The 15,670-nt window shown below is 73.5% G+C and carries 10 protein-coding genes; 6 read left to right on the top strand and 4 right to left on the bottom strand.

The genetic code is table 11. The features are described from left to right. Positions 1-17: 17 nt before the first annotated feature. From RB614_RS14810 to RB614_RS14795, 4 genes are all read right to left on the bottom strand, one after another. Complete coding sequence (locus RB614_RS14810) at positions 18-1,403, bottom strand: RCC1 domain-containing protein (protein WP_308713061.1); 1,386 nt, start codon at positions 1,401-1,403, stop codon at positions 18-20. Between the two features lie 76 nt (positions 1,404-1,479). Next, a complete protein-coding gene (locus RB614_RS14805) occupies positions 1,480-2,916 on the bottom strand; it encodes an FG-GAP-like repeat-containing protein (protein ID WP_308713060.1) in 1,437 nt (478 codons plus the stop codon). Positions 2,917-3,032: 116 nt separating this feature from the next. Then, on the bottom strand, positions 3,033-6,029 hold the full coding sequence (locus RB614_RS14800) for an AfsR/SARP family transcriptional regulator (RefSeq protein WP_308713059.1): 2,997 nt from the start codon (positions 6,027-6,029) through the stop codon (positions 3,033-3,035). Between the two features lie 112 nt (positions 6,030-6,141). Next, entirely contained in the window at positions 6,142-6,792 is a 651-nt protein-coding gene (locus RB614_RS14795; RefSeq protein WP_308713058.1) for a M15 family metallopeptidase, read from the bottom strand. Between the two features lie 637 nt (positions 6,793-7,429). Between RB614_RS14795 and RB614_RS14790 the strand changes: the two genes are divergently transcribed. The 6 genes from RB614_RS14790 (at position 7,430) to RB614_RS14765 (ending at position 15,663) form a co-directional block, all read left to right on the top strand. Further along, on the top strand, positions 7,430-8,284 hold the full coding sequence (locus RB614_RS14790; protein ID WP_308713057.1) for a glycosyltransferase family 2 protein: 855 nt from the start codon (positions 7,430-7,432) through the stop codon (positions 8,282-8,284). Beyond that, entirely contained in the window at positions 8,281-9,228 is a 948-nt protein-coding gene (locus RB614_RS14785) for a glycosyltransferase family 2 protein (RefSeq protein WP_308713056.1), read from the top strand. The genes RB614_RS14790 and RB614_RS14785 overlap by 4 nt, the downstream gene beginning before the upstream one ends. Beyond that, a complete protein-coding gene (locus RB614_RS14780; RefSeq protein WP_308713055.1) occupies positions 9,186-10,562 on the top strand; it encodes a glycosyltransferase family 2 protein in 1,377 nt (458 codons plus the stop codon). Before RB614_RS14785 ends, RB614_RS14780 begins: the two co-directional genes overlap by 43 nt. A gap of 5 nt (positions 10,563-10,567) precedes the next feature. Then, entirely contained in the window at positions 10,568-11,830 is a 1,263-nt protein-coding gene (locus tag RB614_RS14775; protein ID WP_308713054.1) for a lipopolysaccharide biosynthesis protein, read from the top strand. Next, positions 11,827-14,082: a hypothetical protein gene (locus RB614_RS14770; protein ID WP_308713053.1), complete on the top strand. Its 2,256-nt coding sequence runs from the start codon at positions 11,827-11,829 to the stop codon at positions 14,080-14,082. The genes RB614_RS14775 and RB614_RS14770 overlap by 4 nt, the downstream gene beginning before the upstream one ends. A 267-nt stretch (positions 14,083-14,349) precedes the next feature. Next, positions 14,350-15,663 (top strand): ABC transporter substrate-binding protein, encoded by a 1,314-nt coding sequence (locus tag RB614_RS14765; RefSeq protein WP_308713052.1) that lies wholly within the window; start codon positions 14,350-14,352, stop codon positions 15,661-15,663. Positions 15,664-15,670 lie beyond the last annotated feature (7 nt).

The raw sequence follows: 15,670 nt of genomic DNA, 5'->3' as shown, positions 1-15,670 counted from the left end.
CGCCGTTTTCGGGAGGATCAGGCGATGATGCGGTTGTACGTGTTCCAGCCCTGGCCGATCTGGCGTACGTCGCTGTAGGGCCGCCCGCCGTCGCGGACGAAGTTGTTGGAGTAGAGCCACATCGTGCCGTCCGGCTTGAGCGCCACGAGATCGGTGAACCCGTCACCGGTGGCGTCCGAGGCGACGATCCGGTCGAAGCCGTTCCAGCCCTGGCCGATCTGCCGCACATCGCTGTAGGGCCAGCCGCCGTCGCGCTCGAAGTTGTTGGAGTACAACCACATCGTGCCGTCCGGCTTCAGCGCCACCAGGTCGGCGTACCCGTCACCGGTGGCGTCCGAGGCGACGATCCGGTCGAAGCCGTTCCAGCCCTGGCCGATCTGCCGCACATCGCCATAGGGTTGGCCGCCGTCGCGGACGAAGTTGTTGGAGAACAACCACATCGTCCCGTCCGGCTTCAACGCCACCAGATCGGTAAACCCGTCACCCGTCGCGTCGGCCGCGATGATCCGGTCGTACGCGTTCCAGCCGTGGCCGATCTGCCGCACGTCGCCGTACGGCCAGCCGCCGTCACGGACGAAGTTGTTGGAGAACAACCACATCGTCCCGTCCGGCTTCAACGCCACGAGGTCGGTGTAGCCGTCGCCGGTAGCGTCGGCGGGGACGAGCCGGTCGTACGCGTTCCAGCCGTGGCCGATCTGCCGCACGTCGCCGTACGGCCGGCCACCGTCCCGGGCGAAGTTGTTGGAGTACAGCCACATCGTCCCGTCCGCCTTCAAAGCGGCCAGGTCGGTGTACGTGTCGCCGGTGATGCTGTGCCCGACCTGCGGCTCCGGTCCGGTGATGGCCCAGACCGCGTTGGCGATGGCGATGCCGTCGTTGGTCGCGGTGTAGTACCGGTCCGGGAAACCGGAGCGCTGCACGTCCTGGCAGATCCGGCCGATCGGACCGGTGCGCCAGTCGCTGATGCCGAGCATCGCGTCGATGAAGCGGTTGGTCGCGTAGACCGGGTTCATGATCTGTTCCGGGGTGCCCCAGCCCTGGGACGGCCGCTGCTGAAACAGGCCCAGGCTGTCGCGGTCGCCGGCCGTGTAGTTGTGGATGGTGGACTCGACGACGGTCGTCGTGATGGCGATGTGGGCGGCCCGCACCGGCAGGCCGCGGCCGTTGATGACGGTGGCGATCGTCCTGGCGCACGAGACGTTGTAGGCGGTCATGTTGCCGCGCATCCCGCCGGTCAGGGTCTGGTTGAGGCGGCGGGCGACGTTCGCGTCGCTCGCGGTCGTGCCGTTGGGGTCGCAGGGACGGGTGCTCAGCGCGTGGGCCGGGGAGCTCACCAGCACGATCGAGGCGAGCACCATGGACGCGGTGACACCGAGGTAGCCGAGAAGTCTTCTGATACGCACAGCGATTCCTGTCAGATAGGGGAGGTCGGCGGGGTACGCCGGCCGCCGCGCGGCCCGCGCTTCCCGAGGGGAGGGATCAGGCGACGATCCGGTTGAAGGCGTTCCAGCCCTGGCCGATCTGGCGCACGTCGCCGTAGGGCCGGCCGCCGTCACGGGCGAAGTTGTTGGAGTAGAGCCACATCGTGCCGTCGGCCTTGAACGCGACCAGGTCGACGTAGCCGTCGCCGGTGGCGTCCGAGGCGACGATCCGGTTGAAGTTGTTCCAGCCCGTACCGATCTGGCGCACGTCGCCGTAGGGGCGGCCGCCGTCACGGACGAAGTTGTTGGAGTACAGCCACATCGTGCCGTCCGGCTTGAGCGCCACCAGGTCGGTGAAGCCGTCACCGGTGGCGTCCGAGGCGACGACGCGGTCGAAACCGTTCCACCCCGTGCCGATCTGCCGCACGTCGCCGTACGGCTGCCCGCCGTCACGGACGAAGTTGTTGGAGAACAACCACATCGTCCCGTCCGGCTTCAACGCCACCAGATCGGTAAACCCGTCACCCGTCGCGTCGGCGGCGACGATCCGGTCGTACGCGTTCCACCCGTGGCCGATCTGCCGCACGTCGCTGTAGGGGCGGCCGTCGTCGCGCTCGATGTTGTTGGAGTAGAGCCACATCGTGCCGTCCGGCTTGAACGCGACCAGGTCGGCGTACCCGTCGCCGGTCGCGTCGGCCGCTATGACGCGGTCGAAGCCGTTCCAGCCCTGGCCGATCTGCCGCACGTCGCTGTAGGGCCAGCCGCCGTCACGGACGAAGTTGTTGGAGTAGAGCCACATCGTGCCGTCCGGCTTGAACGCCACCAGGTCGGTGAAGCCGTCGCCGGTCACGTCGGCGAGGCCGTGGTCGTCGGGCGGAGTCGCCTCCACGCCGGGCGGGGTGACGTAGCCGGAAATCAGCACGTCGCGGGCACCGGCCCGGGCGGTGACCGGGTCGATGGTCCGGCGGGCCACCCGGTTGTTGTAGTTGCCGTCGATCGTGGTGATGCTGCCGTTGGGGTTCACCGAGTACACGATGGACACATGGCCGCCGGTGCCCGAGCCGGGCGCGCCGTAGACCACGATGTCGCCCGGCAGGGGCTGCCCGCGGCCCCCGGCGGGGCGTGGCTTGAACAGCCCGCGGTCGGCACCCCACCGGCCGACCTCCGTCGCCACATACGTGCCGCGCGGGGCGCCCACGACGCCGGCGCGCTCCCACACCCAGGTGACGAACATCGCGCACCAGTCGGCGCAGAGCGGCCCGTACTTCTGGCACTGGTTGCCGTCGCCGGTCGTACCCACCTCGGCGTTCGCGGTGGCCGCGATCGCCGACCGGGTCGGCGCGGCGTACGCGTACCGGGCGCCGCCCGCGACGTCGTGGACGGCACCGGCCGCCACGGCGGTGACGGAGAGCGCCGCCGCGGTCGCCGCCGCGCCGAGCAGCCGGCGGATGGTCCCGGGCGGCCGCCTGCGAGGCGGGCTGGGTCTGCTGGTCATGTCGTTTCCTCCCGTGAATGCGCGACGATGCGGTTCGTCGCGCACCACAGTGGAGCCCGCTGCTGCAGCCGCGCTGTACCGCGCCTGCATTCCCGCCGCACCGGCCCGCGTGCGGCTCAGGACGCCGGCCGGGCCGCCAGCTCGTGCCGCTCGCGGCTGCCGTACCGCTGGAAGGTGGCCAGCGCCCGCGCGTGCAGTTCGCCGGCGGTGGCGAGGTCGCCGCGGCGCCGGTGGACCTCCGCGAGGTCGCGGTCGGTGCGGGCCCGGAAGAGGTCCAGGCCCATCGCCACCCAGTGCTCGCGGGCCTCGCCCAGCCGCGCCTCGGCCGCCTCCAGGTCGCCGGCGGCCAGGTGCAGCTCGCCGATGGTACGGGTGACCAGCGCCGCGCCGAAGCGGTCGCCGAGGTCGGCGCAGACCCGCAGCGCCGCGCGCAACGGCTCCTCGGCCAGGCCGGGCCGCCCCTGCCTGATCCGCACCTTCGCCAGGCACTGCTGGCCGTACGCGGCGAGCAGGTCGTCGCCGATCTCCTCGAACACCGCCACGGCCCGGGTGGCGAGCGGCTCGGCCGCGTCGAGCTCACCCCGGGCCCGGTGGACCATCGCCATCGACCGCAGCGTCAGCCCCTCGCCACGCCGGTCGCCGATCCGGCGGTAGGCGGCCAGCGCCCGGCGCAACGCCGCCTCGGCACCGGCGAAGTCGCCCACCTCGCGGTCGACGTACCCGATGCCGTAGGCGCACTCGGCCAGCCCGGCCGTGTCCTCCAGCCGGGCGCAGGCGCGGCTGGCCTCGTCGAGCAGCCGCAACGCCTCGGGAAACCGGCCTTCCTCGCGGTGCGTGGAGGCCAGCCCGATCAGGCAGTCGGCCTGGCCGCGCAGGTCGCCCAGCTCGCGGAACGCCTCCAGGGCGCGGCCGTAGAACTCGGCGGCGTCGTCCAGCCGGTCCTGCTCGTACCGGAGCTGGCCGAGCCCGCGCAGCAGGTTGGCCTCGCCGAGCCGATCGCCGGCGGCCCGGGCCGCGCCGAGCGCGGCCTGGTGGGTGCGCCACCACGCCTCGAACGCGTTGCGCAGCCGGAACGAGACCCGTACCGCCGTGCAGAGCTCGCCGGCGAGCCGGTGCAGGCCGAGCCGGCTGGCCCGTTCCACGGTCTGGACCAGCAGCCACCGCTCCTGGTCCAGCCACGCCTGCGCGTCCGCCGCCGGCCCGCCGCCGCTCGGGACGCGGGCGCGCAGGTCCGCGATGGTGGCCAGCAGGCGCCGGCCCAGCCGCTCGACGGTGTGGCGCTGGTCGGCGGTCGGCTCCTCGGCGTCCGCCCGCTCCTGGGCGAAGAGCCGGATGAGGTCGTGTACGCCGTAGCGCACCTGCCCGTCGAGCCCGACCCCGGTGGCGTCCACGAGCTGCGCGTCGGCCAGCCGCTCCGCGAAGTACTCGGCGCGGGACTCGGCGACGTCGAGCAGCGGCTCGAGCAGCCAGGGCGAGAACTCCCCCACCCCGGCCACGCCCAGCCGGCGGAACGCCAGCCGGGTCGGGTCGGGCAGGCCGGAGTAGCTCAGCTGGAGGCTGGCCCGCACCTCCAGGTCGCCGGCGACCAGCTCGTCGAGGCGGCGGTGCTCGTCGCGCAGCCGGGCGGCGAGCACGCTCAGCGGCCACCGCTGCCGTACCGCCAGCCGGGCGCCGGCGGTGCGCACGGCCAGCGGCAGACCGCCGCAGAGCCGGACGATCTCGTCGGCCGCCGCCGGCTCGGCCGCCACCCGTTCGGCGCCGACCAGCCGGGCCAGCAGCAGCAGCAACGCGTCGCCGGGCTCCAGCACGTCGAGGCCGAGTGTCCCTTGTGGATCCAGGCCCATCAGCGCGGTACGGCTGGTCAGCAGCACCGCGGACCCGCCGTGCGCCGGCAGCAGCGGCCGGATCTGGGCTTCCGGCCCGGCGTTGTCCAGCAGGATCAGGATCCGCCGCCCGGCGATCCGGCTGCGGAACAGGCCGCTGAGCTCCTCCACCGACTCCGGCAGCCGGGACGCGGGCTCGCCCAGCGCGCGCAGGAACGCGGCGAGGATCTCGCCGCTCTCCCCGGCGTCCGCGCTCCGGAAGGCCGCGTAGAGGTGCCCGTCGTCGAACACGTCGCCGGCCGCGTGCGCGGCCGCGACCGCCAGGGCCGTCTTGCCGCTGCCCGCCTTCCCGGTGATGGCGCAGCAGACCGGCTGGCCGGCCGCGGGCGCGCGGCGCAGCAGCTGGCGGAGCCGCTCGATCTGCCGGTCGCGCCCGATCAGCTCACCGATCGCCGGCGGCAGCTGGCGGGGGACCGCCTCCGCCGCCGGCTCCGGGCCGGGGGCGGGCTCCGGGCCGGTGACCGCGACCGGGTCGCTCGGCGGTGGGCGCAGCGCGGGGTCGCCGGTCAGGATCGCCTGGTGCATGCGGCGCAGCTCCGGGCCGGGATCGATGCCCAGCTCCGCGCGGAGCAGCTCGCGCGCCTGCCGGTACGCCTCCAGGGCGTCCGCCTGGCGGCCCAGCCGGTACAGCACGAGCATCTGCTGCGCGCGCAGCGTCTCCCGCAGCGGGTGCGCCCCGACGAGCGTGGCCAGCTCGGCGGCGAGCGAGCCGGACCGGCCCAGCCGCAGCTCGGCGCCGATCCGCTCCTCGACCATGCCGAGCCGCTGCTCCTCCAGCCCTTCCGCGGCCTGCCGCAGCACCGGCGTACGCAGGCCGTCGAGCGCCGGGCCGCGCCAGATCGCCAGGGCCTGCCCCAACGTCCGTACCGCCTCGCGGTCCTCCCCCGCGGCGGCGGCCGCCCGGCCGGCGGCGGCCAGCGACTCGAACCGGCTGACGTCGAGGTCGTCGTGCCCGACGTCGAACAGGTAGCCCGGCGGGCGGGTGAGGATCACCGGCCGGCCACCGGGCAGCAGCGCCCGGCGCAGGTTCGACACGTACGTCTGCACCAGCGCGGCCGCGGTCGCCGGTGGCGCGTCGCCCCAGACGGCGTCGACGAGGACCGATGTCGACACCACGCGGTTGGCCCGCAGCAGCCCGGCGGCGAGCAGGGCCATGGGCTTGCCCGCGGTCAGCTCCACCTGCCGGCCGTCCACCCAGACCTCGGGTGCGCCAAGGAGACGGAATTCCACCGAGCCCCCCGTGAGACGATCCCCTTGCCTCGGGCGTCCGGGAGATCGGGCGTCCCGGGAGATCAGTGTGATTGACGGACGCGGAAAATATCAAGCGCGCTCGATCGGCCGGTCAGTGCGGCAGCGGACCGTACCGGGCCGCCGCGCCGCCGGTGACGAATGCCCAGTATCGGTCCCCGACCGACCAGTGCCACCACTCGGTCGGGTAGTTGACGAAGCCGGCGCCGGTCATCGCCGAGCGCAGCGCCGCCCGGTTGCTCCGGGCCTCGCCGGAGATGTTGTCCGCGTCGGTGTAGCAGGCGCAGTCGCTGTCCTCGGGCGAGGCGTTCACCTCGGTGCCCATCCAGCACAGCCGGCCGTCCGGGCCGCGCAGCGTCAGGTCGAGCGCGCCACCGGTCACGTGCGGCGCCACCGCCGGCGGGGAGATGTACCGGCTGGCCTCCCGGCGCAGGCGGGCCGCCGGCCAGTCCGGGTGGCGCCCGCGCAGGAGGGCGACGTGCTCGTCGAAGTAGCGCGCCTGCAACGCCGGCGGCCGGTACCCCTCGACCACCACCATCCGGTACCCGGCGGGCAGCGCGCGCTGGGCCCGTAGCAGCAGCCGCGCGGCGCCCGCCCGGACCCGCGCGTACGCCCCGGCCGCGTCGGCCTGCCGGCCGTCCACCTCGACGCCGGCGACCGTGCGCAGGTCCACCAGCGGTTCGCCGCAGTCGCTGACCGGCACCGCGGAGATCCGCTCGTCAGCCAACAGCACCACCTCGGCCACCGGCCCTCCTGTCCCACTCGGCGCGCCAGTCCGGCGATGCTCGCGCCGGCCGCTGCAGTACCGCTGTAGTTCCCCTTCAGCGCCGCCCGGGATAGGCGTGCAATTACGCTGCGTTACAGAATCGCTACACATATACCCCGGCCTTCTCGCACCGACAAACGCCAATGTAACCAGGCGAAGCTTCGCCATTACGTAGCGTATATTTCGACAATCGGCACTGCGAGATTTTCCGACCCGGTGACCGTTTTTCGCGGCCGCCGATCGAACGCCACGATTGCTGTGATCGAAACCACGGCGCCCTCCCAACTGTCCCATGCGGCCCCGGCAAGCGCAGGAGTACGCCCAGGTCACGGGTGGTTTGCGGAGTGGCGTACCGGATCGGGCGCCACGCATCGGCGGTGACGGCTTTCGGCCCGGGTGCGCCAAGAGTGCCGCGCTGGTGATCGCCGTCCGAATTAGCGCTGCGTATACAGCCGCACTCGACCTCTCGGCCCGGTGCGGCAGGCCCTTTGGCCCGAGTCCGAGGCGACAAATACGCGCAATTCTTGCTTCAGCGAGATTTCTCAGACCATGTCGGAACCAATCCGCTTGATCGTGAGAAAGGCAATTTTGCGCCTTTTTCGGGAGGGCCGATCAAATGACCACATCACCTGTTCACGGCCGTGGCCGGCCAGCGCGCCGGCCGTCGGTCAGCGTCGTCGTCCCCACGCTCAACGAGGAGCGAAACCTGCCCGCCGTGTTCGCCCGGATCCCGGCCGACGTCGAGGTGATCCTCGTCGACGGCGGCTCCGTGGACCGGACCGTCGAGGTCGCGCGGGAACTGCGTCCGTCCATCGTGATCACCCAGCAGACCCGGGCCGGCAAGGGGAACGCGCTCGCCTGCGGGTTCGCCGAGGCTCGCGGCGACATCATCGTGATGATCGACGCGGACGGCTCGACCGACCCGGGCGAGATCGACCGGTTCGTGGCGGCCGTCCACGGCGGCGCCGACTTCGCCAAGGGCTCGCGCTTTCGCGAGGGCGGCGACAGCTACGACATCACGCCGCTGCGCCGGCTCGGCAACCGCGGCCTCAACGGCCTGGTGAACACGCTCTTCGGGACCAGGTTCACCGACCTGTGCTACGGCTACAACGCGTTTCACCGCTCGGTGCTCGACCACCTCGACCTGCCGTCGATCGACGCGCCGGCGCCGGCGGGGGGCCGGCTCTGGGGTGACGGCTTCGAGATCGAGACGCTGATCAACATCCGGGTCGCCGCGGCCGGGCTGCGGGTGACCGAGGTGCCCAGCGTCGAGGCGCCCCGCCAGTACGGCGAGAGCAACCTCAACACGTTCCGCGACGGCATGCGGGTGCTGCGCACCATCGTGTCGGAGTACCGCCGCAACGCCAAGCGGTCCCGCGTCGCGACCCCGGCTCCGGTCGAGGCCCCGGTGCCGCTGCCCGTCCGCCCGGCCGGCGCCGCCGAGCCGGCCGGCGAGAGGCGGGCGGCATGAACACCTACATGGCCCCGGTCAGCGTGGTCATCCCCACGCACGACGAGCGGCGCTGGGCGCGGCTCGTGGCCACCGTACGGTCGGTGCGGGAGCAGTCCCCCGCCCCGGCGAAGGTCGTCGTCGCCGTCGACCACAACCCGGAGCTGCTGGCCCGGGTCCGGCGCGAGCTGCCCGGCGTGACCGCGGTCGGCAACGAGCACGCCCGCGGCGTCTCGGGCACCCGCAACACCGGCGTCGCGCACACCGGTACCCCGGTCGTCGCGCTCCTGGACGACGACACGGTCGCCCACCCCGGCTGGCTGGCCGGGCTGGTCCGGCCGTTCGCCGACCCGCGCGTGGTGGGTACCGGCGGGGCGATCATGCCGGGCTGGCAGCGCCGCCCGGACTGGTTCCCGGACGCGTTGCTCTGGGCGGTGGGCGCGTCGGAGACCGGCGTCTCGCCGATCCCGGCGACCGTCCGCAACGTCTGGTCCGGCAGCATGGCCGTGCGCCGCGAGGTCTTCACCGCGGTCGGCGGCTTCCGGGTCGGCTTCGGCAAGGTCGGTGGCCGGTCCCGGCCGGAGGACACCGAGCTCTGCCTGCGGATGAGCCGGCACACCGGCGGCCACTGGGTGCACGTGCCGCTGGCCCGCGTCGACCACTCCATCCCGGACGGCACGGTCAGCCTCCGCTACCTGCTGCGCCGCTGCTACCACGAGGGGCGCGGCAAGGTCGAGATGTCCCGGCTGCTCGGCGGGCGGGACAGCCTCTCCTCCGAGCGGGAGTACCTGCGCCGCACCGTCCCGCTCGCCGTCGGGCGCGACCTGGCCGGCGCGGTGCGCGGGACCGAGCGCCACGGCCTGGCCCGCGCCGGCACGGTCGTCGCCGGCCTGGCCGCCGCGGCCGCCGGCGGCGCGGTGGAGTGGCTGTCCAGCTCCGGTACGCGTACCCGGAGGACACCGTGACCACGATCGAGAGCACCTTCACGATGAGCGCGCCCACCGGCGTGGACCGGATCCCCGCCGTGGTGCGGGACGTGGACGTCGCCGGCCCGCTGCCGACCATCCCAGGGTCCACATCGGACGGACACCGGGTCGAGCGGGTCTGGCTGCTGGTCCGGGCCTTCACCGAACCGGTCGGCAGCCTCGACCTCGCGCTGCCCGCGTGGGGCCTGGCGCCGGACCGGCTGGCCGCGGCGATCGACCGCGACCTCGGCCCGGCGATCCGGGAACGGGTCCGGGCCGGCGGCGGCGACCTGGACGGCCCGCTGACCGCCGCCGGGGTACGGGTGCCGGGGCAGGCGCCGTTCCTGGCCGGCCGTGCCCGGGTGCTGCGGGACGCGCCGCCGATCACGGTGGTGGTCTGCACCCGCGACCACCCCGAGGAGCTGGCCCGCTGCCTGGACAGCCTGCTCGCCCAGGAGTACCCGCGGTTTCGGGTCCTGGTCGTGGACAACGCGCCGAGCACGAACGCCACCGCCCGCGTGGTCGCGGCGGCCGCCCGCCGCGGCCCGGTCGACTACCTGCTCGCGCCCGAGCCCGGCCTGTCCCGGGCCCGGAACGCGGCCGTGGCCGCCGCCCCGGGCGAGATCCTCGCCTGGACCGACGACGACGTGGTCGCCGACCCGCACTGGCTCGCCGAGGTGGCCCGCGCGCTGGCCGAGCACCCGGAGGCCGGCGTGGTCTCCGGCGTGGTCGTCCCGGCCCAGCTCGCCACGCCCGCCGAGGTCTGGTTCGAGCAGTACGGCGGGCACAGCAAGGGGCGCGGCTTCACCCCGGCGGTCTTCTCGCCGGCCACCGCGCACGAGCAGAGCCCGCTCTACCCGCTGCCGCCGTTCGGCGTGGGGGCGAACATGACGTTCCGCCCCGGCGTGATCGAGTCGATCGGCGGGTTCGACCCGGCGCTCGGCGCCGGCAGCACGGCCATGGGCGGCGAGGACACGCTGGCCTTCACCCGGGTGCTGCTCGACGGCGGCACGATCGCGTACCAGCCGACCGCGCTCGTGCGCCACTACCACCGCCCCGACCTGGAGGGGCTGCGCCGCCAGCTCGTCGGGTACGGGACCGGGCTCACCGCCGCGTACACCAGCCTGCTGCTGAGCCGGCCGCGGACGCTCGGGGCGCTGCTGCGGCTGGCGCCGACGGCGCTGCGGGACATCCTCGGCCCGTCGCCGGCGCGCGAGGTGGGGCTGCGCGACGACTTCCCCCGCGAACTGCTGAGCGCCAACCGGCGCGGGATGGTCCGCGGCCCGCTGGCGTACCTGCGGGGGCGCCGCCGGGAAAAATCCGGACAGGGGTGAGCCGGATGGTGCGCAACGCGTCCGCACTCATGGCGTCCACAGTGGCCACCGCCGCGGCGGGGTTCCTGTTCTGGGTCGTCGCGGCCCGGTTCTTCCCCGCCGCCACGGTCGGCCGGGCCTCCGCGCTCATCTCCGCGATGACCCTGCTGGCCGCCCTGGCGCAGCTCAACCTGGTCAGCCTCTTCGCCCGCTTCCTGCCCACGGCGGGGCACCGCACCCGGTGGATCGTGTTCGGCGGGTACGCCGCCTCGGCCGGGATGGCGCTGCTGATGGCCGCCGGATACCTCGGCTTCGGCCTGGGCACCGGGACGGCCGGCACGTCGGTGCCGCTCTTCGTCCTCGCCGTCGTCGCCGGCGCGCAGCTGTTCATCCAGGACGGGGTGCTGGCCGCGCTCGGCAAGGCGGTCTGGGTACCGGTCAAGAACGCGCTCCTCGCCGGGCTCCGGCTCACCCTGCTGGTGGCGCTCGCCAGCGGCGCGACGGCCGGCCGGATCTTCGTCGCCTGGGCCGCCCCGGCCATCGCGGTCGCGCTGGTGGTCGTGTACTGGGTGGTGTTCCGGCTGGTGCCGGCGCACGGGCGGACCCCGGCCGGCCCGGCCGGCGGCGGGATCGCCAGCTTCGTCAGCGCCGAGTACGTCAACGGGCTGATCTCCAACGCGGTCTCCTTCGTGCCCCCGGTGCTCGTCGCGACCGCGCTCGGCGACGTCGCCAGCGCCCACTTCTACCTGCCGTGGATCATGGGTGTCTCGGTCACCACGCTGCTCTGGAACCTGGTCACGTCCTATGTGGTCACCGCGTCCGGCTCGAAAGCCGCCTCCGGCGCCCACAACCCCCGCGCGCACCTCGACCGGCTGGTCCGGCTCGGGCTGCTCGTGGTGGTACCGAGCGCGCTGGTGCTGACCCTGGCGCCCGGCCCGCTGCTGCGGATCTTCGGACCGGAGTACGCGGCCGAGGGCGCCACCGCCCTGCGGCTGATCGGGCTGGCGCTGCCGTGCACCGCGGTCGTGCTGCTCTACGCCGCGTTCGCGACGATGGCCAAGCGGATGTGGCCGCTGGCCGCCGTGCAGCTCACCGCCGCGACCGTGTTCCTGGCCGGCGCGGCGCTCGGCGTGGGCCCGCTCGGCACCACCGGGCCGGCCCTGGCCTACCTGGTCGCGCAGGCCGGCGCGGCCCTGCTCGTACTCCCCGCGGTGGTCCGGCACCACCGCGCCGCGACGGCGGCGACCGCCGTGACGCCCGTACCGGTAGTGGCTGGAGGGACGCCATGAACCGATCGATCACCATGGTCCGCTCGGCGCGCCCCGCGCCGCACGACGTCCGGGACCGCCGGGTCCCGCTGGACACCCGCCTGCCGTACGCCGGGCTGATGCTCTCGGTCGCCTTCGCGGCCGCGGTGGCGGTACCGGCCCCGACCGCGCTGCGCCTGCCGCTGGTGCTCGCCTTCGCCTGCCTCGCGCCGGGCGCCGCGCTGGTCGGACACGCCCGGATCGCCGAACCGGCGCTGCGCTGGGCGATGGCCGTCCTGCTCAGCCTCGCCACCACGGTCGCCGTCGCGTGCGGCGCGATCTGGCTGCACGCCTGGCACCCGGTACCGGTGGCGCTCGGCACCGCCGCGGTGGCCGCGCTCTCCTGCGCGGCCGCGCTGGTCCGGGCCCGGGCCGTCCCGGCGCCGGAGGCGGCCCCGGCCGCGCGCCGCCCGGTGCGGTGGCGGCTCACCCTCGCCGACGCCGGCGTGCTCGGCGGGGCGCTGGCCCTGTGGGGGTACGCGGTGGCGCACACCGACGCCGCCGGGGTCGGGCAGTTCGGCCTGCTCGCCGGGATCCACCCCGCGTTCTTCGCCGCGCTGCTGCTGTGCTGCGCCGGCTTCGTCGCCGAGATCGTGCGCGGGGCCCGGCGGATCGGCGCGCTGGCCGGGTACACGGTGGTGCTGATCCTGCTCCTGCACGCCACCGCGCCGCTGCTGCTGCCGGAGCCGGAGTACGCGTGGACGTTCAAGCACGTCGGCGTGATCGACCTCTTCCAGCAGTACGGGCGGGTGCTCGACTCCGGCGACCTGTACCAGCGCTGGCCGGGCGTCTTCGCGGCCACCGCGCAGATCTCGGAGCTCTCCGGCGTCTCGGCGCTCTCGCTGGCCCGGTTCGCGCCGGTGCTGTTCAACCTGCTCGACGTCGTGGTGCTGCTGGCCATCGCGCGCACGCTCACCACCGACCGCCGGGTGGCGGCGCTGACCGTCTTCCTCTTCGTCTGCGCGAACTGGATCGAGGAGGACTACCTGTCGCCGCAGGCCCTGGCGCACGTGCTCGCCCTCGGCGTCATCCTGGTCGCCCTGCGCTGGCTGCGCTCGCCGGGGAAGCCCGCGCCAACCAACCGGTTGCTTTCCTGGTTGCGGGCCGGTGAGCCCGGCGCTCCGGCAGCGGTCTCCACCGCCGGGACGGCCGCCGCGCTGGGCGCGCTGGTGCTGCTGGACTTCGCGCTGACCGCCACCCACCAGCTCTCGCCGTACCTGGTCGCCGCCCAGGTGGTGCCGCTGGTCCTGCTCGGCCTGGTCCGTCCACGGTGGACGGCGCTGGTCGTGGTCGCCGTCCCGGTGCTCTTCCTGGTGCCCCGGTACGGGCTGGTCTCCGGCTCGTTCGACATCTTCGAGAGCCTGGACGTCTTCGGCAACGCCAGCGGCAACGCCGACGGGTGGGGCACCACCGGCCAGGCGTTCTCCGCGATCGTCGTACGCCTGCTGGCGCTCGGCGTGTGGGCGGCGGCCGCCGTCGTGGTCTACCGGGCCGCCCGGCGCGGTCGGGCCGGTGCGGTGCTGATCACCACGGTCCTGGCCGCGGCGCCGTTCGTGCTGCTGTTCGCGCAGAGCTACGGCGGTGAGGCGATCTACCGGGTGTACCTGTTCTCCGCCCCGTGGTGCGCGCTGCTGATCGCCGGCGCGGCGGTGCGGCTGGGGGCCCGCTGGGCGGGCGGCCGGCACCGGCTGGACCGGCACGTCCCGCCGCGCCGCCGGGCGGTGCCGGTGCTGGTCGGCGGGGTGGTGCTGGCCATGCTGGCGCTCGCCACGCTGCAGGGGCGCCAGGGGCAGTTCATGGTCAACCGGCAGGACCCGGCCGAGGTCGCCGCCGCGGAGTACCTGTACGCGCACGCCGAGCCGGGCTCGGTGATCGCGCTCGCCGCGCCGAACTTCCCGAGCCGGCTCACCGCGGAGTACCGCGAGTTCAACCGGAGCGTGCCGGTCGGCGAGCCGGACCTGGTCCAGGGCGCGGGGCTCAAGCACGTCTGGCTCAACGACGCGTACCTGCCGAAGATCGACGAGTTCGTCCGGTCGTTCGGCGGCGACGGCACGTCGTACCTGGTGGTCAGCGACGGCATGCGCCGGTACGCGGAGTACTTCGGCCACCTGCCGGACGGGTCGCTCGACGCGCTGGACCGCACACTCGCCACCGCACCGGGCTGGACGCTGTTCTACCGCGCCGGTGGCGTGAGCATCTACCAGACGGCCGGCGCCACGAATCCCTCCTCGTGACGCCGGTCATCCGGGCTTCTCGCTGCCCGGATGAGGGTCGCGCGGCCCACCCCGGGATCGGGCCGCGCGACCCGCTCGCCGCCTGCGTGTGATCGAAGCTCCCCTCACGTCGCTAGAACGACTTGGGGGGAGCTTCGATCACCGGCGGACCCTGCTTGTAACCGGGGGTTGACCGTCCCGTAGCCGCGCGCTAGCGTGTGCACGACCTTAGAAAACCGATTTTCTAAAGGGAACGACGGAGGTCACCATCCCACGAAGGAGTCAACGATGACGGCACGGCGATCCCCGCGCCTTTTCGGGCGCAGGGGAGTCATCGCGAGCCTTGCGCTTTTCGTCAGCACGGCCGTGCTCGCCACCGCCTGCGGTGGCGGGGACAGCGGGTCGAGCGACGCGGTACGCCTCACGGTGTGGACGTGGAGCAACGAGGCCGCAACCGCCTTCAAGGACCGCATCGCGGATGCGTTCGAGAAGGCTCACCCGGATATCGAGGTCGAGGTGGTCGCCCAGCTCGACAAGAACTACGAGACGCTGCTGACCACCGGGCTCGCCGGGTCGCAGAGCCCTGACGTCGTCGCGTTGCGCTCCTACGGTGTGCTGTCCAGCTTCGCCGACAGCGGCAACATCGTGCCGCTCGACGACGTCGTCAAGGACTGGAGCGGCTTCAGCAAGCCGGCCCTGGCCGGCGCGAAGCGCAAGTCGGACGGCAAGCTCTACGCCGTGCCGCAGGGCATCCAGACGGCACAGGTGTACTACAACAAGAAGGTCTTCGCCGACCTCGGGCTGGGCGTGCCGGCGACGTGGGACGAGTTCCTCGCGGCCGCGCAGAAGATCAAGGACTCGGGCACCGCACCGATCGTGGTCCCCGGGGCGGTCGCCGCGCAGATCTCCCTCGCGTCCGAGATCCTGGGCAACGCGCGGCGCGGCGCCGGCGACTTCCAGCAGGCGTTCCTCGCCGGCCAGAAGAACCTCACCGACCCGGACAGCGTCGCCGCGATCGGCCTGACCGAGCAGGTCAAGCCGTTCCTGGTCGACAACGTCACCTCGGTCAGCCTCGACGAGGCGGTCACCCTCTTCGCGACCGGCCGGGCCGCCATGTTCCCGTCCGGGACGTGGCAGGTGACGACGTTCAAGAACCTCGGCGCGAAGATCGACTACGGGACGTTCGACGTGCCGGCCAACCCGGACTGGCCGTCCAAGGCCGTGACGGTCAGCTACGCCGACGGCGGGTGGGCGCTGGCCAAGCGCAGCCAGCACCCGGACGAGGCGGCGACGCTGCTCAACTGGCTCGCCGGCACCGAGTTCGGCAACCTGTACGCCAACGCGATGGGCACGATCCCGGCGCGCGACGGGGTCACGCTGGAAAACCCGCTGCTGGCCGAGATGTACCAGCGGTACCAGGCCACGCCCTCGGCGTACCTGGGCGCCGCGTACCTGCGGTACGGCTCGCCGTCCGGCACCGATCTGCTCGGCGAGCAGGTCCAGAAGATCTGGCTCGGCGAGACCACGCCCGCCGACGCCGCGAAGAGTGTCCAGACCGGCATCGACGCGTGGTTCAAGCCGGCCGACTTCGCGCACGAGTAGCGACGTG

It is taken from the genome of Phytohabitans maris, from assembly GCF_031085175.1.
Taxonomy (GTDB): domain Bacteria; phylum Actinomycetota; class Actinomycetes; order Mycobacteriales; family Micromonosporaceae; genus Phytohabitans; species Phytohabitans maris.
The sequence above is the reverse complement of the archived record's forward strand: the minus strand, read 5'-3'. Positions and strand labels throughout refer to the sequence as shown.